Annotated in this window: 19 protein-coding genes; 9 read left to right on the top strand and 10 right to left on the bottom strand. The window is 70.4% G+C overall.

The genetic code is table 11. The annotated features are described in order from the left end of the window. The first annotated feature begins 12 nt into the window (after positions 1-12). Positions 13-813, top strand: a complete 801-nt coding sequence (locus JK361_RS08960; RefSeq protein WP_201815181.1) for a TerD family protein — start codon at positions 13-15, stop codon at positions 811-813. A gap of 117 nt (positions 814-930) precedes the next feature. Here JK361_RS08960 and JK361_RS08965 read toward each other — a convergent pair whose 3' ends face one another. The 6 genes from JK361_RS08965 to JK361_RS08990 all read right to left on the bottom strand — a co-directional run bounded on the left by JK361_RS08965 (position 931) and on the right by JK361_RS08990 (position 5,388). After that, a complete protein-coding gene (locus JK361_RS08965; protein ID WP_201815182.1) occupies positions 931-1,668 on the bottom strand; it encodes a TerD family protein in 738 nt (245 codons plus the stop codon). A gap of 88 nt (positions 1,669-1,756) precedes the next feature. Then, the gene (locus JK361_RS08970) at positions 1,757-2,896 is read right to left on the bottom strand and encodes a DUF475 domain-containing protein (protein WP_201815183.1); all 1,140 of its coding nucleotides are present in this window, start codon (positions 2,894-2,896) and stop codon (positions 1,757-1,759) included. A gap of 76 nt (positions 2,897-2,972) precedes the next feature. Further along, on the bottom strand, positions 2,973-3,551 hold the full coding sequence (locus JK361_RS08975; RefSeq protein WP_201815184.1) for a TerD family protein: 579 nt from the start codon (positions 3,549-3,551) through the stop codon (positions 2,973-2,975). Positions 3,552-3,647: 96 nt separating this feature from the next. Further along, complete coding sequence (locus JK361_RS08980) at positions 3,648-4,223, bottom strand: calcium homeostasis/redox stress adaptation protein (RefSeq protein ID WP_201815185.1); 576 nt, start codon at positions 4,221-4,223, stop codon at positions 3,648-3,650. A gap of 138 nt (positions 4,224-4,361) precedes the next feature. Beyond that, positions 4,362-4,820, bottom strand: a complete 459-nt coding sequence (locus tag JK361_RS08985; RefSeq protein WP_201815186.1) for a peroxiredoxin — start codon at positions 4,818-4,820, stop codon at positions 4,362-4,364. Positions 4,821-4,950: 130 nt separating this feature from the next. Beyond that, on the bottom strand, positions 4,951-5,388 hold the full coding sequence (locus tag JK361_RS08990) for a DUF3052 domain-containing protein (protein ID WP_184960750.1): 438 nt from the start codon (positions 5,386-5,388) through the stop codon (positions 4,951-4,953). A gap of 407 nt (positions 5,389-5,795) precedes the next feature. Here JK361_RS08990 and aceE point away from each other — a divergent pair, with 407 nt between their 5' ends. Continuing rightward, entirely contained in the window at positions 5,796-8,543 is a 2,748-nt protein-coding gene (gene aceE / locus JK361_RS08995) for a pyruvate dehydrogenase (acetyl-transferring), homodimeric type (RefSeq protein ID WP_201815187.1), read from the top strand. Between the two features lie 503 nt (positions 8,544-9,046). Beyond that, a complete protein-coding gene (locus tag JK361_RS09000) occupies positions 9,047-9,892 on the top strand; it encodes a potassium channel family protein (protein WP_201815188.1) in 846 nt (281 codons plus the stop codon). Between the two features lie 385 nt (positions 9,893-10,277). Here the strand turns inward: JK361_RS09000 and JK361_RS09005 are convergent, their stop codons facing one another. Both JK361_RS09005 and JK361_RS09010 read right to left on the bottom strand, forming a co-directional pair. Further along, positions 10,278-10,586, bottom strand: a complete 309-nt coding sequence (locus tag JK361_RS09005; protein ID WP_201815189.1) for a small hydrophobic protein — start codon at positions 10,584-10,586, stop codon at positions 10,278-10,280. 235 nt (positions 10,587-10,821) lie between these two features. Continuing rightward, positions 10,822-12,441, bottom strand: a complete 1,620-nt coding sequence (locus tag JK361_RS09010; protein ID WP_201815190.1) for an MFS transporter — start codon at positions 12,439-12,441, stop codon at positions 10,822-10,824. A gap of 115 nt (positions 12,442-12,556) precedes the next feature. Between JK361_RS09010 and JK361_RS09015 the strand changes: the two genes are divergently transcribed. From JK361_RS09015 to JK361_RS09025, 3 genes are all read left to right on the top strand, one after another. After that, a complete protein-coding gene (locus JK361_RS09015) occupies positions 12,557-13,192 on the top strand; it encodes a TetR family transcriptional regulator (RefSeq protein WP_201815191.1) in 636 nt (211 codons plus the stop codon). A 151-nt stretch (positions 13,193-13,343) separates the two neighbouring features. After that, positions 13,344-14,561: an alpha/beta hydrolase gene (locus tag JK361_RS09020; protein WP_201815192.1), complete on the top strand. Its 1,218-nt coding sequence runs from the start codon at positions 13,344-13,346 to the stop codon at positions 14,559-14,561. 66 nt (positions 14,562-14,627) lie between these two features. Next, positions 14,628-15,476 carry a DUF4429 domain-containing protein gene (locus tag JK361_RS09025; RefSeq protein ID WP_201815193.1) on the top strand — a complete coding sequence of 283 codons (849 nt, stop codon included), beginning with the start codon at positions 14,628-14,630 and terminating at the stop codon, positions 15,474-15,476. Positions 15,477-15,523: 47 nt separating this feature from the next. Here JK361_RS09025 and JK361_RS09030 read toward each other — a convergent pair whose 3' ends face one another. After that, a complete protein-coding gene (locus tag JK361_RS09030; RefSeq protein WP_201815194.1) occupies positions 15,524-16,009 on the bottom strand; it encodes a MerR family transcriptional regulator in 486 nt (161 codons plus the stop codon). Positions 16,010-16,106: 97 nt separating this feature from the next. Between JK361_RS09030 and JK361_RS09035 the strand changes: the two genes are divergently transcribed. Continuing rightward, entirely contained in the window at positions 16,107-16,583 is a 477-nt protein-coding gene (locus JK361_RS09035; protein ID WP_201815195.1) for a GNAT family N-acetyltransferase, read from the top strand. A gap of 19 nt (positions 16,584-16,602) precedes the next feature. Next, entirely contained in the window at positions 16,603-17,424 is an 822-nt protein-coding gene (locus tag JK361_RS09040; RefSeq protein WP_201815196.1) for a serine hydrolase domain-containing protein, read from the top strand. A gap of 39 nt (positions 17,425-17,463) precedes the next feature. Here the strand turns inward: JK361_RS09040 and JK361_RS09045 are convergent, their stop codons facing one another. Further along, entirely contained in the window at positions 17,464-18,117 is a 654-nt protein-coding gene (locus JK361_RS09045; protein ID WP_201816017.1) for a pirin family protein, read from the bottom strand. 74 nt (positions 18,118-18,191) lie between these two features. On the opposite strand from JK361_RS09045, the gene fasR reads away from it, so the two are divergent. Further along, entirely contained in the window at positions 18,192-19,397 is a 1,206-nt protein-coding gene (gene fasR, locus JK361_RS09050; RefSeq protein ID WP_201815197.1) for a fatty acid biosynthesis transcriptional regulator FasR, read from the top strand. The last annotated feature ends 62 nt before the right edge of the window (positions 19,398-19,459 follow it).

The raw sequence follows: 19,459 nt of genomic DNA on the forward strand, positions 1-19,459 counted from the left end.
CAGGATGACCGCATGACGCACGCGATGCTGAAGGGGTCGAACGTCCCGCTGGAGGCCACCACGGTGCGCGCCGTGCTGCGCTGGACGCCCGGGCAGGGGGTCCCGGACGTGGACGTGTCGGCGCTGCTGCTGGGCTCTGACGGCCGTGTGCGCTCCGACGAGGACTTCGTCTTCTACAACCAGCCCCGGCACCCCTCGGGGAAGGTGTGGCGGCTCGGCAAGAAGCGGATCGCCGAGACGCTGACCGACACGATCCAGACAGAGCTCTCCGGCGTCGAACCGGGCGTCGGCCGGATTCTGCTGGTCGCCTCCGCGGACGGGATCGCCTTCGACCAGGTGCCGGCCCTGGGGATCCTGCTGTACGACGCGGCCGCCGACGGGGAGCCGCTGGCCCGGTTCGACATCAAGCCGGAGACGGGCGCGGAGACGGCGCTGATCTGCGGTGAGCTGTACCGGCGCGGGGAGGGCTGGAAGTTCCGGGCGCTGGGTGAGGGCTACTCGAACGGGCTGAAGGGGCTCGCCACGGACTTCGGCATCTCGGTGGACGAGTCGGAGGCGGCGGAGGACCGGGCCGCGGGTGAGCCGGCGTCCCTGCCGCTGCCTCCGGAGCAGCCGACGTCGGCGGTGCCGGCGCAGCAGCCCGCGTACGGCTATCCGCAGCCGGCGTCGTCGCAGGCGGCGTACGGGTACCCGCAGCCGGCCTCCGCGCAGCCGTCGTACGGCTACCCCCAGTCCCCGCCGGCGCAGGTGCCGGTGGGTGCCGATCCGAACTTCCGGCTGCCGCCGCAGGGGCCGCAGTTCATCGGGCGGTAGTCGAGCCGCCCGCCGGCTGAGGACCGGGGGCCGTGCGGCGGCGGGGGGTCGTCCGGGCTGATCGCGTCCACGCTGCGGGGGCCGCGCATCGGTACGGCCCCATCCGGACGGAAGGCCCTAGCGGTCGGCCTTCGCCTTGTAGCCCCGGCCCCACTGAAGGCCCCAGCCGTAGAGGCGGTCCAGTTCGCCCTGGAAGCCGTAGACGAACTTCACCTCGCGGCGGACGATCAGTTCGTCCTTGACGTTCTCGATCATGACCACGGCGCAGGAGCGGGCCTGGGGGTGGCGCTCGTCCAGGCCTATCTCGATGCGGGGTCCGTTGCTCGGGTAGAGGGTGACGATGGCGTGGGTACGGTCGAAGGCGGGGGTCTGGTCGTAGATGTAGACGAAGACCAGCATCCGCTTGAGGGCGTCCCGGTGGTCGAGGTTGACGTACATCGTCTCGCCCGACGCCGAGCCGAACCGGTCGTCGCCGCTGAGTTTTATGTACGGCGGTGCGTTGACGTCCCCCAGGTAGCCGCCGAGCGGCTGTACGACGCCCTTCGTGCCGTCGGTCAGCTCGTACAGGCAGCCGAGGTCGAGGTCGACGTTGACCATGCTCTGGCCGTGCCCGAGGACCTCCGGCGGCTTCAGGGCCTTGAAGGGGTGCCGGAAGAGGCTGGTGCGCTGGGCTCCGTCGAAGTCGGAGGTCCGCATCCGCCAGGTGAGGTTGACGCGCAGGTGACCGGTGGCCGCGTCCTGCTTGGTCAGGGACACCGTCTGGTGCCGCCTGGTCAGCTCGATGGCGTTGGTCGACGCGTTGCCCGAGTCGAAGTCGGCGGCGCGCCCGCCCAGCAGCCCGTCGAAGAAACCCATTCCCGCCCCCAGTAACCCGTTGTGACGCCGGCGGGGCGGCCGACCGCGTCGGCCGCCCCGCTCAGAGCGTTCCTCACCCGCCGGGGTGTCACACCCCGGAGGAGACCTCGGCCTTCTCGTCGGTGCCCTCGCCGGACGCGGCCAGCGCGCGGTTGCGGCGGACCGAGGAGAAGAAGGACCAGGCGATCAGGAGGACACCGACGAGACCGGTGATGACCTCGTGGATCTCGTACTGGATGGTGACCATGAGGATCACGGCCAGGGCGCCGATGGCGTAGTGGGCGCCGTGCTCGAGGTAGACGTAGTCGTCGAGGGTGCCCTGGCGGACCAGGTACACGGTCAGCGACCGGACGTACATCGCGCCGATGCCGAGGCCGAGGGCCATCAGGACGATGTCGTTGGTGATGGCGAAGGCGCCGATCACGCCGTCGAAGGAGAAGGACGCGTCCAGGACCTCCAGGTAGAGGAACATGAAGAACGCGGCCTGGCCGGCCAGGACGATCGCCGGCTTCTGCTTGCCGCTGCGGGCGGCCTCTTCCTCCTCCTCGTGCTCGCGCTCCTCCTCTTCCTCCAGCTTGTCCTCGAAGTAGCCGGAGAGACCGCCGACGATCATGTACGTGATCAGGCCGGCGATGCCGGCGATGAGGACCGTCTGGGCCTTGTCCACATGGGCGCCGCCGTGCTGGTGGGCGTGGGTGGCGAAGGTGAAGGAGGTGATGAGCAGGACGATCAGGGCGATGCAGACCGACAGCATGTCGACCTTGCCGAGCTTGGCCAGGGGCCGCTCGATCCAGCGCAGCCACTGGATGTCCCGGTCCTCGAAGATGAAGTCGAGGAAGATCATCAACAGGAACATGCCGCCGAAGGCGGCGATCGCCGGGTGGGCGTCGGTGACCAGTTCCTGGTAGCGGTCCTTGTTGTTGAGCGCGAGGTCGACGGCCTCGATCGGGCCCATCTTCGCGCTGATCGCGACGATGACGACGGGGAAGACCAGTCGCATGCCGAAGACGGCGATGAGGACGCCGACCGTGAGGAAGATCTTCTGCCAGAAGGCATTCATCTTCTTCAGGATCCCGGCGTTGACCACCGCGTTGTCGAAGGACAGCGAGATCTCCAGGATGGCCAGGATCGCCACGACGCCGAAGGCGGTCCACCCCCCGTAGAACGCCGCCGCGACCAGACCGAGCGCGGTGACCGCGAACGACCAGCCGAAGGTTTTGAGAAGCACTGGCTACCCCATCGTGTTTGGGGGGTACCTCCCAGACGAAGTCTGGGGGACTGTTTCCCCCGCGCCGTACTCGGCTTTACGAAACGTTGACTCCGAAGTCTAGAGCGATGCCTCGCAAGCCCGACGCGTACCCCTGACCCACTGCACGGAACTTCCACTCGCCCTGGTACCGGTACAGCTCACCGAAGATCATCGCGGTCTCGGTGGAGGCGTCCTCGCTCAGGTCGTAGCGCGCCAGCTCCTGGCCGTCGGCCTGGTTGACGACGCGGATGAAGGCGTTCGAGACCTGGCCGAAGGTCTGGCCGCGCTCGTCCGCCATGTGGATCGAGACCGGGAAGATGATCTTCTCGCACTGCGGCGGGACCTTGGCGAGGTCCACCAGGATCGATTCGTCGTCACCCTCGCCCTCACCGGTGAGGTTGTCACCGGTGTGCTCCACGGAGCCGTCGGGGCTCTTGAGCTGGTTGTAGAACACGAACCACTCGTCGCCCAGCACCCGGTTGCCGGCGCCGCACAGCAGGGCGCTGGCGTCCAGGTCGAAGGGGGCGCCGGTGGTGGAGCGCGCGTCCCAGCCGAGCCCGATCAGGACGTTGGTGAGGTTCGGTGCGGCCTTGGAGAGGGAGACGTTGCCTCCCTTGGCGAGCGTGACGCCCATGATGCTGGTCCTCCCCTGGTGGTGCTTCTTTGGTTGTCCTGCACGTCCGGCGCCGCCCCCAAACGGTGCGGCGCCGGACTAGAGGGCCGTGACGCGTCAGACGTTGACGCCGAAGTCCTGCGCGATACCGCGCAGACCGGAGGCGTAGCCCTGGCCGATGGCGCGGAACTTCCACTCCGCCCCGTGCCGGTACAGCTCGCCGAAGACCATGGCGGTCTCGGTGGAGGCGTCCTCGCTCAGGTCGTAGCGGGCGATCTCCTGCTCGCCCGCCTGGTTCACCACGCGGATGAACGCGTTGCGGACCTGGCCGAAGGACTGCTGGCGGTTCTCGGCGTCGTAGATCGACACCGGGAAGACGATCTTCTCGACGTCGGCCGGGACGCCGGCCAGGTTGACCTTGATCTGCTCGTCGTCGCCCTCGCCCTCACCGGTGATGTTGTCGCCGGTGTGCTCGACCGAGCCGTCGGGGCTCTTGAGGTTGTTGAAGAAGACGAAGTGCTGGTCGCTCGCGACCTTGCCGGAGTTGTTCAGCAGCAGCGCGCTGGCGTCGAGGTCGAAGTCGGTGCCGGTCGTGGTGCGCACGTCCCACCCGAGACCGACGATGACGGCGGTCAGGCCCGGGGCCTCCTTCGTCAGCGATACGTTGCCGCCCTTGCTGAGGCTGACTCCCACGGGTCCTCCATGTGGTGTTCCGGGGCGGGAAGCCCCGTCGTGCTTCGGATATGGGATCAACGAGCCGATCCTAGTGACGGGTTCCCGCTCCCCGCAGACCCTGGAGCCGGTGAATCGCCGGTGTCGGCCCCGGCCGGCTCACAGGGTGTCGAGCGCCTTCACGTAGTCGCCGAGGTCACGGGCGTCCGGCAGGCCGTTGACCACGGTCCACCGCACGACGCCCTCCTTGTCGACGATGAAGGTGCCCCGGACGGCGCAGCCCTTGTCCTCGTCGAAGACGCCGTACGCGCGCGAGACGTTGCCGTGCGGCCAGAAGTCGCTGAGCAGCGGGTACTCCAGGCCCTCCTGCTCGGCGAAGACGCGCAGGGTGTGGATGGAGTCGTTGGAGACCGCGAGCAGCTGGGTGTCGCGGTCGGCGAACTTCGGCAGGTTGTCGCGCAGCTCGCACAGCTCGCCGGTGCACACGCCGGTGAAGGCGAAGGGGTAGAAGAGCAGGACCACGTTCTTCTCGCCGCGGAAGTCGGAGAGCTTCACGGTCCGGCCGTGGTTGTCCTTGAGCTCGAAGTCGGGCGCCTTGTCGCCGACCTGGATCGCCATCGTCGTGTTTCCCTTCGGTGGGCCGTTCGGATGAGAGCAGAGCAGAAAGCCGGCTCCAGCCTACGCAGCGATCACCGCGGAGTGACGGACGGGCCGGGTGATCCCGGCCCGTCCGGTGATGACGAAGCGGTCACTTCTTGGACTTGGCCGCCTTCGGCGTCGCCAGCCGGCTGCCGCTCCAGTCCTTGCCCACGCTGACGCTCTTGGACGCCGTCAGGCCGGCCGTCGTGACGGCGTCCTGGATGTCGCTCGGTTCCACGTACCCCGAACGGCCGGTCTTCGGCGTCAGGAGCAGGATCGCGCCGCCCTCTTCGATGTACGTGGTGGCATCCACCAGCGCATCCGTCAGGTCGCCGTCGTCGTCACGGAACCAGAGCACGACGGCGTCGGCCACGTCGTCGTAGTCCTCGTCCATCAGGTCGCCCTCGACGGCTTCCTCGATGGCCTCGCGGAGCTCCTGGTCGACGTCGTCGTCGTAGCCGATCTCCTGGACCACCTGCCCGGGCTGGAACCCCAGCCTGGCGGCAGGGTTCGTCCGCTCCTCCGCGTGGTCCGCGGTCGCGCTCACGGGTTGCCTCCTGATCATGTCTTGGTGAATATCTCAGCCACGCGCGTGCGCGAAGCATTGGCCGTAGTCCACACGGACGGGGCGGATCGCGCAAGTACCCGGCCGTCGGGACCGTCGAAACGGTGATGATCCCGGCCGTGTCGCCGCAACTCCTGGCACCGTATCGCGCTTTTCCGGAGCCCACATCACACCGATGTGCCCGGTTTGCACGGTTCGGAATCATCCAGTGTTACGTCGCTCGAACAACTTTGCCATGCACGTCACACCCCGGGCGTATCGTTGCGTTTTGACCGGTGGCGCACCGGCGGGGACGACGATGGAGATGACGTACGCCTTCCCGAGGTACACGATGGGGAACGGTGTAGGCAGGTGCAAAAAAACTGGCCCTCTGACAGGTAAGGAACAGCGTGGCTTCCGGATCCGATCGCAATCCGATCATCATTGGCGGCCTTCCGAGTCAGGTTCCTGACTTCGATCCCGAAGAGACCCAGGAGTGGCTCGACTCCCTCGACGCCGCCGTCGACGAGCGCGGCCGGGAGCGGGCCCGCTATCTCATGCTGCGCCTGATCGAGCGGGCCCGCGAGAGGCGCGTGGCCGTGCCCGAGATGCGCAGCACGGACTACGTCAACACGATCCCCACCAAGAGTGAGCCGTTCTTCCCCGGCAACGAGGAGATCGAGCGCAGGATCCTGAACGCGACCCGCTGGAACGCGGCCGTGATGGTCTCGCGCGCCCAGCGCCCGGGCATCGGCGTCGGCGGCCACATCGCCACCTTCGCCTCCTCCGCCTCGCTGTACGACGTCGGCTTCAACCACTTCTTCCGCGGCAAGGACGAGGGCGACGGCGGCGACCAGGTCTTCTTCCAGGGCCACGCCTCCCCCGGCATCTACGCGCGCGCCTACCTGCTCGACCGGCTCACCGAGGAGCAGCTGGACGGCTTCCGCCAGGAGAAGTCGAAGTACCCGAACGCCCTGTCCAGCTACCCGCACCCGCGCTCGATGCCGGACTTCTGGGAGTTCCCGACCGTCTCCATGGGCCTCGGCCCGCTCGGCGCGATCTACCAGGCGCGGATGAACCGCTACATGCAGGCGCGCGGCATCGCGGACACCTCCGGATCGCACGTGTGGGCGTTCCTCGGGGACGGCGAGATGGACGAGCCGGAGTCGCTCGGCCAGCTGAGCATCGCCGCGCGCGAGGGCCTGGACAACCTCACCTTCGTCGTCAACTGCAACCTCCAGCGGCTGGACGGCCCGGTGCGCGGCAACGGGAAGATCATCCAGGAGCTGGAGTCGGTCTTCCGGGGCGCCGGCTGGAACGTGATCAAGCTGGTCTGGGACCGCACCTGGGACCCGCTGCTCGCCCAGGACCGCGACGGCGTGCTGGTCAACAAGATGAACACGACCCCGGACGGCCAGTTCCAGACGTACGCCACCGAGTCCGGCGACTACATCCGCCGGCATTTCTTCGGCGACGACCACCGGCTGCGCGCGATGGTCGAGAACATGACCGACGACCAGATCCTGCACCTGGGCCGCGGCGGTCACGACCACCGCAAGATCTACGCCGCGTTCAAGGCGGCCAAGGAGCACAAGGGCCAGCCGACGGTCATCCTGGCCAAGACGATCAAGGGCTGGACGCTGGGGCCGAACTTCGAGGGCCGCAACGCCACGCACCAGATGAAGAAGCTGACGGTCGACGACCTCAAGCGCTTCCGGGACCGCCTGCACCTGCCGATCTCCGACAAGGAGCTGGAGTCCGGCCCGCCGCCGTACTACCACCCCGGCCGGGACACCGAGGAGATCCAGTACATGCACGACCGCCGCAAGGGGCTCGGCGGTTACGTCCCGACGCGCGTCGTACGCTCGCAGCCGCTCGCCCTGCCGGACGACAAGGCGTACGCGACCGTGAAGAAGGGCACGGGTCAGCAGTCCATCGCGACGACGATGGCCTTTGTGCGCCTTCTGAAGGACCTCATGCGGGACAAGGAGATCGGCAAGCGGTTCGTGCTGATCGCGCCGGACGAGTACCGCACCTTCGGCATGGACTCCTTCTTCCCGAGTGCGAAGATCTACAACCCGCTCGGCCAGCAGTACGAGTCGGTCGACCGGGAGCTGCTGCTCGCCTACAAGGAGTCTCCGACCGGGCAGATGCTGCACGACGGCATCTCCGAGGCGGGCTGCACGGCCTCGCTGATCGCGGCGGGCTCGGCGTACGCCACGCACGGCGAGCCGCTGATCCCGGTGTACGTCTTCTATTCGATGTTCGGTTTCCAGCGCACCGGTGACCAGTTCTGGCAGATGGCGGATCAGCTGGCGCGCGGTTTCGTCCTGGGCGCGACCGCCGGGCGTACGACCCTGACCGGCGAGGGACTTCAGCACGCCGACGGCCACTCGCAGCTGCTGGCGTCCACCAACCCGGCGTGCGTCGCGTACGACCCGGCGTACGCCTACGAGATCGCGCACATCGTCCAGGACGGTCTGCGCCGGATGTACGGCAGCTCGGCCGAGCACCCGCACGGCGAGGACGTCTTCTACTACCTCACCGTCTACAACGAGCCCATCCGGCACCCGGCCGAGCCGGCGAACGTGGACGTCGAGGGCATCGTCAGGGGCGTCCACCGGATCGGCGAGGGCACGGACGGCTCGATCCCGGCGCAGATCATGGCGTCGGGCGTGGCGGTGCCGTGGGCGCTGGAGGCGCAGAAGATCCTCGGCGAGGAGTGGAACGTCAAGGCGGACGTGTGGTCCGCGACCTCCTGGAACGAGCTGCGCCGCGAGGCCGTGGAGTGCGAGGAGCACAACCTGCTGCATCCGGAGGAGGAGCAGCGGGTGCCGTTCGTGACGCGCAAGCTCAGCGGGGCCGAGGGTCCGTTCGTGGCCGTGTCCGACTGGATGCGGTCGGTTCCGGACCAGATCGCGCGCTGGGTGCCCGGCACGTACCAGTCCCTCGGCGCCGACGGCTTCGGCTTCGCCGACACCCGGGGCGCGGCGCGCCGCTTCTTCCACATCGACGCCCAGTCGATCGTGGTCGCGGTGCTGACCGAGCTGGCGAGGGAGGGCAAGGTCGACCGGTCGGTGCTGAAGCAGGCCATCGACCGGTACCAGCTGCTGGACGTCTCGGCGGCGGATCCGGGGGCGGCGGGCGGCGACGCGTAACCGCTGCGCTCGGCTTGGGCCGACTGGGTCGGGGGCCGGGGGGAGCTGCGAGACGACTGGGCCGGGAGCTGCGGATCGGTTTGGGTCGTGGGGAGCTGCGCGGGACGGTGCGGGTCGTGGGGAGCTGCGGGTCCGTGCGGGTCGTGGTCAGCTGCGGGTCGGTTTGGGCTGGTCGCGCAGTTCCCCGCGCCCCTTCGGGCGCTTGGCGCCGGCGTTGGCATCTCGGCTCGGGAGTTGCCGGACGGTGCGGGTCGTGGTCAGCCGCGGGTCGGTTTGGGCCGGTCGCGCAGTTCCCCGCGCCCCTTCGGGCGCTTGGCGCCGGCGTTGGCATCTCGGCTCGGGAGTTGCCGGACGGTGCGGGTCGTGGTCAGCCGCGGGGCCGTCTGGGCTGGTCGCGCAGTTCCCCGCGCCCCTTCGGGCGCTTGGTGCCGGCGTTGGCATCTCGGGTCGGGGTGGGGTGTTCGGTTCTTCGTTGGCCTTACTGTTTCTTTACGATTGTGCTCATGGAGCGACAGTCGGCGCAGGAGCGGTGGGAGCGGCACACCCAGCGGCCGCTGTTGGCGCTCGCGGTGGCCTTCGCCGTCGCCTACGCCGTGCCGATCGTGAACGCGTCCGCCGGCCCCTCCGTGACCGCCGCCTGCACGGCGGTGGAGTGGGTGGTGTGGGGGGCGTTCGCCCTCGACTATCTGGTCCGGCTGGCGCTCGCCCCGCGGCGCAGGGAGTTCGTCCGGCGGCACTGGCTGGACCTGTGCGCGGTCGTGGTGCCGGTCCTCCAGCCGCTGCGGCTGCTGCGGCTGGTCTCGACGCTGCTGCTGGTCGGCCGCCGAGCCCGGATGGCTCCGCAGATCCGGCTGACCACGTACGTCGTCGGCGCCGTGATCGGGCTGCTGATGTTCGGCTCGCTGGCGGTGCTGTCCGTGGAACGGGAGTCGCCGCACGGGAACATCCGGACACTGGGTGACGCCGTGTGGTGGTCGTTCACGACGATGACGACCGTGGGCTACGGGGACCACGCGCCGACGACCGGGCTCGGCCGGATGGTCGCGGTCGGACTGATGCTGTCGGGGATCGCGCTGCTGGGTGTCGTGACCGCGAACATCGCCGCGTGGTTCATCTCGCGGTTCGAGAAGGACGACGTGGAGGAGCGGCGGCAGCGGGAGGCGATCGTCGCGCTGACCGAGGAGGTGCGGCTGCTGCGGGCGGAGGTGGCCCGGCTGGCGGAGCCGCCGGAAGGGGCGCGGGGGACCGTGGGACCGGCCCCCCACGCCGCGGCGGCCGGCGAACGCCCTCGCCGTCACGGCGAGGCCCCGTCAGCCGAAACAGCCCAGCGGCGGGACGCCCTCGGCTAGGGCCTCTCGTTTGGATCATGCCGGGCTCGCGGGGTCTGGCACCATTCCCCCACTCTCGGCTTCGCTCGAGCGGGAGGTGCCCCCACCGCCGCGTTGTCGTCGGTTGCCATGGCTCCGCCATGGCGCCCTCCTCCGCCTTGCGATGCTCCCCCCACTGCCTGAACGGCGTGGGAGGTGCCCCCATCACCAGACCGCGCTCCCAGATCCAGCCTGATCCAAACGAAAGAGCCTAGGCCCCTCCGCCTCCCGGACCCGACCTGACCTGAATCGGACCCGGCCCGGTCCGGTCTGACCCGGCGTGATGTGCCAGATCCGGCGTGATGCGAACTGGCCCGGCCCGGTCCAAGGTGATCGGCCACGCACGGCCCGCTCCGAACGGCAGGCGCTAGAGCAGGCCATGGCTCCACGTGGCCGCGCCCGCCAGGGCGATGAGGGCCAGCAAGGTGTCGATCGCGCCCAGGATCAGGGCCACCAGGGCCGGGACGTTGCGGTCACCGGACCACTTGCGGCCCATCGACTGCCAGCCGCAGAACATCGCGACGGGGCCGAGGACGACGCCCAGCGCGAAGAAGCCGGCCACCGCGCAGATGGCACCGATGATCCCGAGCGTTGCGCGGTCCGGCCCGGTCCGTTGCCACGTGCGGCCACGTGACCGGGGGTACCCGCGCGTTCCGTGCCCGAAGCCCGCCATCATCAACTCCCTGAGGCATATGGACAGTTCGGCTTCGGAGTGCGGGTACCCCGGTTCCGCCGGGGCAGACCTGCGCGCGCCGCCCCCCTCCAGCGGCGCGCACCGCGGCCCAGTGGTCCCCCATGCCCTGCGGAGGACTTGACCCACTGTGACCTGCGGCGCGTGCCGGGAGCCAGGGATCTTCAGCGCAGTCACCCTGATAGGGGAACTCCGCCCGGAAGAGGCATGAGACGCGGGATCAGATGTGGCCCACGCCGGCGCCCGCCTCCGCGTTCGCGCCCCGCTTGGTGAGCAGCGCGACCAGGACGGCGACCGCCGCCACGCCCGCCGCCACCAGGGAGGCGAGGCTCATGCCCGAGACGAAGGTGTGGTGGGCCACCTCGGTGATCTTCGCGGCGACCGGTTCCGGCGTGCCCTTGGCCACGGGGGCGACCCCCTGCTGGACGGCCTCGGCCGCCTGGTGCAGCTGCCGCGGGGGCAGCTTCGGCAGGCCGGCGCCCGCCCAGTTGTCCGCGAGGGTGCTGTCGACCTTGGAGGCCATCACCGCGCCGAGGACGGCCGTGCCCAGGCTGCCGCCGATCTGCATCGCGGCCTGCTGCAGACCGCCCGCCACGCCGGACAGCTCCATCGGGGCGTTGCCGACGATGACCTCGGTGGCGCCGACCATGACCGGCGCGAGGCCGAGGCCGAGCAGGGCGAACCAGACGGACATCACGCCGCTGCCGGTGTTCTCCTCGAGCGTGGACATGCCGTACATGGCGATCGCGGTGACGGCCATGCCGCCCGCCAGCGGGACGCGCGGGCCGAGCTTGGTGATCATCGCGCCGGCCAGCGGGGAGCCCACGATCATCATGCCGGTCAGCGGCAGCAGGTGCAGGCCCGCGTCGATCGGGCTCATGCCGTGCACGTTCTGGAGGTAGAAGGTGACGAAGAACAGCCCGCCCATGAACGCGATGGCCATGAGGACCATCAGGACGACGCCGGCGGACAGCGGGACCGAGCGGAACAGCGCCAGCGGGATCAGCGGCTCCCTCACCCTCGTCTCCCAGAAGGAGAAGAGGGCGAAGCCGACGACCGAGACGACGACGAACAGCCAGGTCCTGCCGTCGCCCCAGCCCCAGGCGGGGGCCTTGATGAGGGCCCAGACCAGGCAGAACATCGCGCCCGAGAGCAGGACGATGCCGAGGATGTCGAAGGACCGCGGGGCGTTTTGGGCGCGGTGGTCGCGCAGGATCAGCGAGCCCATCAGGAGGGCGAGGGCGCCGACCGGCACGTTGACGAAGAACACCGACTGCCAGTTGACGTGCTCGACGAGGACTCCGCCGAGGATCGGGCCGCCCGCCGTGGACGCGCCGATCACCATGCCCCAGATGCCGATCGCCATGTTGAGCTTCTCGGCCGGGAAGGTGGCCCGCAGCAGGCCGAGCGCGGCCGGCATCAGCAGCGCGCCGAACAGGCCCTGGAACACGCGGAACGTGACGACCGCGGCGATGCTGTTCGACAGGCCGATGGCGCCGGAGGCCGTGGCGAAGCCGGTCACGCCGATGAGGAAGGTCTGCCGGTGGCCGAAGCGGTCACCGAGCTTGCCCGCGGTGATCAGGGAGACCGCCAGGGCCAGGAAGTAGGCGTTGGTGATCCACTGCAGCTGGGCCCAGCTGGCGTGCAGATCCCTGCCGATCGCCGGGTTGGCGATCGCCACGATGGTGCCGTCGAGGGCCACCATCATGACCCCGACGGCGACGGTGAGGAGAGTGAGCCACGGATGGCCGCGCAGCCCCGCGGCCGGGGTCGGCTCCGACGTGGCTGCCGACGCTTTGTCCCCCGGCCCCGTGGTGTCGATGGTGGTCTGACTAGTCATACTCCGAGGCTAGTGACAGCCACTGACAGTTGACAAACGAATTCACTAGTCGGTGACTGACACGGCATCGGCGGCATAGGCTGAGCCGGAAGGACGTGCACGGAAAGAGGGGCCATTGGAGACGCTGCGCGAGCGGAAGAAGCGGCGTACCCGGGAAGCACTGCTGCGGGCCGCTCTCGAACTGTTCACCACGCAGGGGTACGAGCAGACCACCATCGACGAGATCGTCGAGGCCGTCGACGTCTCCCAGCGCACCTTCTTCCGTTACTTCGCGGGCAAGGAGGACGTCGCCTTCACGGTCCAGGAGATGACGGAGGCGGCCTTCGTGGCGGCCGTACGCGCGCGCCCGCCGCACGAGGCGCCGATGAAGGCCCTGCGGCAGGCGTTCCTGGAGGGCTGGGACGCGATCTGCGAGACCGTCGAGTCGGTCGTCCCGGTCGAGCTGCACCTGCGCATGTACCGGACGATCGAGTCGACCCCCGCGCTGCTCGCCGCCCATCTGCGCCGGTCGGCGGCCACGGAGGAGACCCTCGCGCGCGTGCTGGCCGAGCGGGAGGGCGTCGACGTGGACACCGATCCGCGACCCCGGCTGGCGGTGGCCGTGTTCGGCGGGGTGATAAGAGTCACGGAACGGCATTGGTGCACGAACGAGGATTTCGGCCCGGAATCGATCCGTATGCTCACCGCGACGTACCTCGATCAGGTGGGTTCGGCGCTCACGGGAAACTGGCGCGCCACCCGAGGCCGTTGACACCCCGTCCGATGAATCGCGGACGCGGTGTGCGCTGAACTCCGGCGCGGCTGCCCCGAGATCACCGGCGCAGCGTCCACCGCCCACCAAAACGTGATCCCTGTCACTCGGTTACCCCGAGACCCGCCCGTTCTCCTAGTGTGTCCTCCCAGTGACTTCCTTCGACACCTCCCCGCAACTCAACGTCTGGCGCGCACTGCCTGCCCTGGCCGTGGTGTTCGTGATGCTCGCGACCACCGGCTGGACCGCCCTGCACACCCACCGGGAGTCGTCGGCGCTTCAGGCCTCGCTCGACAAGTGGGAGCACGGCCGCATCCACGGCCTCCGGCTGCCGGACCCCGACGCCGCCCCGGCGCGGCTCGGCCGCTTCTTCGCCTCGCTCACCCCCCACGACCACGACCGTCTCGCCCACCGCTACGCGCTCGCGGTCGGCAACATGAACGGTGCCCCCGCCTCCCTGCGCTACCGGGCCAACCGCATCGCGCTGGAGCAGGCCCGCAAGGTCGAGCGCACACGGATGCACGACAGCCGGATCAGCCCGGCCGGCCGGCAGGACGCGGGCAGCCGCATGCACCGCTACGAGTCCCTGCTGACCCCCGGCCGGCAGATCCTCGCCTTCGACCCCGAGGGCTCGGGCCGGATCGCCGAGGTGTTCGGCGACCTGGACTCGGCCCGGCGGATCTCGGTCGTCGTCCCCGGCGTCGACACCGACCTGCTCACCTTCCAGCGGACCTACCGCCCGTACAGCGCCCCGGTCGGCATGGCCAAGGCCCTGTACGCGGCCGAGCGCACGGCGAGCCCCTCGACCCCCACGGCCGTGATCGCCTGGGCCGACTACACCTCGCCCAACGGGCTCGGGGTGGACGCGGCCACCGGCCTGCGCGCCGGGGAGGGTGCCGTGCGGCTGAACGCGCTGCTGCGCGCGCTGCCCGGCCGGGCCCCGGTGTCGATGTTCTGTCACAGCTACGGTTCGGTGCTCTGCGGGGTGGCCGCGCACGGCATGCCCCGCCGGGTCTCCGACATAGCGGTGGCCGCGAGCCCCGGCATGCGCGTCACGAAGGCCTCGCACCTGGGCACGACGGCCCGGGTGTGGGCCATGCGGGACGCCAGCGACTGGGTGCAGGACGTGCCGTACCTGGAGCTGGGCGGCCTCGGCCACGGCGCCGACCCGGTGGGTTCCGGCTTCGGGGCACGGGTGCTGTCGGCCCGGGACGCCCAGGGGCACAGCGGTTACTTCCAGCCCGGCACGGACAGCCTGCGCAACCTCGCCGACATCGGCGTGGGCGCGTACGAGGCGGTGACGTGTGCACGGGAGGACGATGCGTGCCGGTCCGGTCTGTCCGGCACGACGACGGCCGGACGCGCGTAGAAACAGCAGGAAGTGCGGTCTGCGCGGGTGGCGACGGAGGGGCACGTGCCGCATACGATGAGCCGCATGGGTGACGTACTGGCGGGTTTTCATGCCGTCTGGGAGTTCGAGTCCGACTCCGTGCTCATCCGCTACGAACGGGGGATTCGAACACCGAAGCTGTTCCAGGCGCTCGGGGAGCGGCGGATCCCGCTCTCCGCGGTGGAGGGCGTGACCCTCGCCCCGGGCAAGCGCGGCACGGTCGTCCTGCGTCTGCGGCCACGTCCCGGCGCCGATCCGCTGATGGACGCGGCCGACGGGCAGCTGAAGGAGGGCTCCGACCCCTACCGGCTGGTGCTGCCGGCCGAGCGGGAGACCCTCGCGGAGTACTACGCCGACGAGTTGAAGGGGCTGCTGACCGAGTCCGGGCCGGCCGATCGGCACCTGGTGGCGCCGCCCGAGGCGCCGCTGCACTTCAAGGCGTACGACGGCAAGGCGTCCTTCGACGGGACGTCGGTGCAGTTCCGCTGGTCCTGGACGGGGGCCTCCTCGGCGAAGTGGAAGGCCGGCGACCAGAGCTTCACGGTCGCCGACCTGAGCGGGCTGGAGTGGCGGTCGCCGGAGGTCTTCGAGGGGCACCTGCGGCTGATCAGGCGCTCGGCCGACCCGGCGGCGCCCGCGCAGCCCGACCAGGATCCCGCCTCGGTGGTGTTCGGACTCGGGTACGGGCCGGTGCACGAGTCGCTGCCGTTCGCGGCAGCGGTCCTGGCGGCCGTGCGCACCCGAGGGCCGGTACCGGTGGTACCGGCCCCGGCACGGCGCGACCCCGCCGACATCGCCGAGCGGATCCGGCATCTCGGGGAGCTGCATCAGGCCGGGCTGGTCACCGACGAGGAGTTCTCCAGCAAGAAGGCCGAGCTGCTGGCCGAACTCTAGGACGTCCGTCCGGAGCGGGCCGGATCAGGCCCGCGAGCCCGGCATGATCAGGAGGAGAGGTCCTGGCGGGCGCCCGCGGTGCCCTCCGTGGCGTAGAAGCCGATCTTCCGGTCGAGCACGGCGAGCGTGTCCCGCAGTTCGGCGATCCGGTCCAGGACGTCCCTGCGGGTCGACTCCAGCAGGGCCCGCCGCTCCCCGTACGTGTCCTCGCCCATCCTGACCAGTTCCGCGTACCGGACCATGTCCGCCACCGGCATGCCGGTCAGCCGGAGCTTGCTCACGAAGTCCAGCCAGTCCAGGTCGCGGTTGGTGTAGCGGCGCTGGCCGGTGTGCGAGCGGTCCACGTGCGGCATCAGGCCGATCCGCTCGTACCAGCGCAGGGTGTGTGCGGTGAGACCGGTGAACGCGACGACCTCGCTGATCGTGTACCGGTCCTGGCCGTCGGGGCGGGGGTGACGCCGGGGCGGGGCGGAGCAGATGTCGGCGGGGGTGGCGTCCTCGGTGGCCGCCGGCGTGGTCTGCATCACCGTCATGCCCCCACGCTATGACCTTCGAGTGCACTCCAAGCAAGCCGCCCCCGGTAATAAAAGAACGGGACCCGGCCGGGGGCCGGTGACTAGCGTGCCCCGCATGACTCTTGTACGCCGGGCCCGGCCCGAGGATGCCGGAGAAGTGCTGCGACTGCGGCAAGTGATGATCGACTCGCTGTGGGGCACGGGGCAAGCCGGGTCCACCGAGTGGCACGCCGAGTCGCTGCCGACGCTGCGGGAGCGGCTCGCCGAGGAGGACGGGAACTTCGTCGCCTTCGTCGCGGACCGTGCGGACCGGCCCGGGGCGCTGGCCGCGCTGGCGGCCGGGACGCTGGACTACCGCGTGGGCAAGCCCGGGAATCCGCACGGGCGGGTCGGCCACGTCTTCAGTGTCGCGACCGACCCGGACGCCCGGCGCCGCGGGTACGCGCGCGCGTGCATGGAGGAACTGCTGGCCTGGTTCCGGGCGCGGGGCGCCGGGCACGTGCTGCTCAACGCCTCGCCGGAGGCCGAGCCGCTGTACGCCTCCCTCGGCTTCACGCGCGATCCGGACCCTTCGATGCGGCTGCTGCTGTGAGCCGCATAGGCTCGGACGCATGTCGTTGCAGAGCCTGGCGCTGATCGAGAACTGGCCCGTCCCCACCGCCGCGGCGGGTGTCGTACGAGCCGACGGGGCCGTCCTCGGGACGCACGGTCCCGTCGGGCACCGCTTTCCGCTCGCCTCCGTCACCAAGCTGCTGGCGGCCTACGCGGCACTCGTCGCCTACGAGGAGGGCGCGATCGAGCTGGACGAGCCGGCCGGTCCGCCCGGGTCGACGGTCCGCCATCTGCTCGCGCACACCTCCGGCCTGGCCTTCGACGAGCACCGGGTGACGGCTCCGCCCGGAGAGCGGCGGCTGTACTCCAACGCCGGGTTCGAGCAGCTCGGGGACCACATCGCCAAGGCGACGGACATTCCGTTCGGGGACTATCTGCGGCAGGCCGTGCTGGAGCCGCTGGGCATGACGGCGACGTCGCTCGTGGGGTCGCCGGCGAAGGACGGGGTGTCGACGGTCGGGGACCTGCTGCGGTTCGCGGCGGAGGTGCAGGCGCCGCGGCTGCTGGATCCGCGGACGGTGGCGGCGGCGATGACCGTGCAGTACCCCGGCAGGAAGGGTGTCCTGCCGGCCTACGGCCACCAGAACCCCAACGACTGGGGGCTCGGCTTCGAGATCCGGGACGGCAAGGCTCCGCACTGGACGGGTTCCGCGTCGTCCCCCCGGACGTTCGGGCACTTCGGTCAGTCCGGCACGTTCCTGTGGATCGACCCCGACGCCGGGGCGGCCGGGGTCGCCCTGACGGACCGCGCGTTCGGTCCCTGGGCGATCGAGGCGTGGCCGGTGTTCACGGACGCGGTGCTGGGAGAGCTGCGGGGCTGAGGAGGAAGGCGCCGCGGAGGAACGCGGGAACCGACCCGGCTACGGCGCCATCTCCCACAGCAGCAGTTCGGCGGAGGTCACCGCCACCGCCTCCGCACCTTCCGCCCCCGTGATGCGCGCCGCGTCGCCCGCCCCCAGCGTCTGTCCGGCCAGTTCGACCTCACCGCGCACGACGTGCACGTACACGTACGCCGCGGCCGGCACCGCCGTCCGCTCCCCCGGGCCCGGGCGGCGTACGTGGAGCATCGCGCCCGCGGCCGGGAGGGCGTAGGGGGTGGAGTCGGCGATGCCCGGGACGAGGGCGTACGAGGGGTCGCCGCCCGGCTCCCGTGGCGCCAGCCACATCTGGACGAAGGTCAGCGGCGCGTCGCCGTCGTTGCGCTCGACGTGGCGGACGCCGGCCGCCGCGCTGAGGTGCTGGACGTCCCCGGGGCGTACCCGCGTCTCGTGGCCCGCCGAGTCGCGGTGGGTCAGCTCGCCCCCGACCACCCAGGTGACGATCTCGGTGTGGCTGTGCGGGTGTTCGCCGAAACCGGCGCCGGGAGCCAGCCGCTCCTCGTTGCAGGCGATCAGCGCGCCGAACCGCAGGTTCTCGGGGTCGTAGTGCGGGCCGAAGGAGAAGGCGTGGCGGGTGTCGATCCCGGCCTCCGGGTCCCCTCCGCGGTAGCGCTCGCCGGCGCGCCGTACGTCCATCACGGGCACCACCGTAGACCTCACCTCCGACCCGGCTACGCATGGGCCCGTCCGGATAAGGCAGTCTTGTCCCCGTGCCCGAACCCGAATCCCACCACGGCGACCCCGCAGCCCACGACGTCCACGCGCACTCCGCGACCCTGAAGCGGCTGGAGAAGTCCTCCGGGAGCCTCGCCGCGCAGGCCATCGCGCGCATGGACGAGACCCTGCCGTGGTACCGGGCCATGCCGCCGGAGAACCGTTCCTGGATCGGTCTCGTCGCCCAGGCGGGCATCGCGGCCTTCACGGAGTGGTTCCGGCGCCCGGACGCGCCCCAGGCGATCTCCACGGACGTCTTCGGGACGGCGCCGCGTGAGCTGACCCGGGCCATCACGCTGCGGCAGACCGTGGAGATGGTGCGCACCACCATCGAGGTCATGGAGTCCGCGATCGACGAGGTGGCGGCTCCGGGGGACGAGAGCGTGCTGCGTGAGGCGCTGCTGGTGTACGCCCGGGAGATCGCCTTCGCCACGGCCCAGGTGTACGCCCAGGCCGCCGAGGCACGGGGTGCCTGGGACGCCCGGCTGGAGTCGCTGGTCGTGAACGCCGTGCTCAGCGGGGAGGCGGACGAGGGCGCCGTGAGCCGGGCCGCCGCCCTCGGCTGGAACTCGCCCGAGCACGTGTGCGTCGTGCTCGGGACCGCGCCCGACGGGGACAGCGAGCTGACCGTGGAGGCCATCCGCAGGGCATCCCGGCACGCCAAGCTCCAGGTGCTCACCGGGGTGCTCGGGGACCGGCTCGTCGTCATCGCGGGCGGCAGCGACAACCCCCTCGCCGTCGCCAGGTCGCTGATCGGGCCGTTCGCCGCCGGCCCGGTCGTCGCGGGTCCCGTCGTGCCCGACCTGCTGGCCGCCACCCGGTCCGCGCAGGCCGCCGCCGCGGGGCTGAAGGCATGTACCGCCTGGCAGGACGCGCCGCGTCCGGTGCTGGCGGACGATCTCCTGCCGGAGCGGGCCATCGCGGGCGATCCCGGTGCCCGCGAGCAGCTGGTGGAGGAGATCTACAGACCGTTGGAGGAGGCGGGCTCGGCGCTCCTGGAAACCCTGAGTGTGTACCTGGAGCAGGCGAGCAGCCTGGAAGGCGCGGCGAGGATGCTCTTCGTTCACCCGAACACCGTGCGCTACCGGCTCCGACGTGTGACAGACGTCACCGGCTGGTCGCCATCGGATGTACGATCCGCGTTCACACTGCGGATCGCCCTCATCCTGGGGCGTCTGGCCGACGGTGAAGCCCAGGCATAGGGTTTTGTCGGGGGCCCACAAAAGCCCTTCGTGTTCTTCGTCCCTGTCCCCACGGGCGGCCG

Origin of the sequence: Streptomyces musisoli (assembly GCF_016741855.1) — a bacterium.
In the GTDB taxonomy this organism is placed as follows: Bacteria; Actinomycetota; Actinomycetes; order Streptomycetales; family Streptomycetaceae; genus Streptomyces; species Streptomyces musisoli.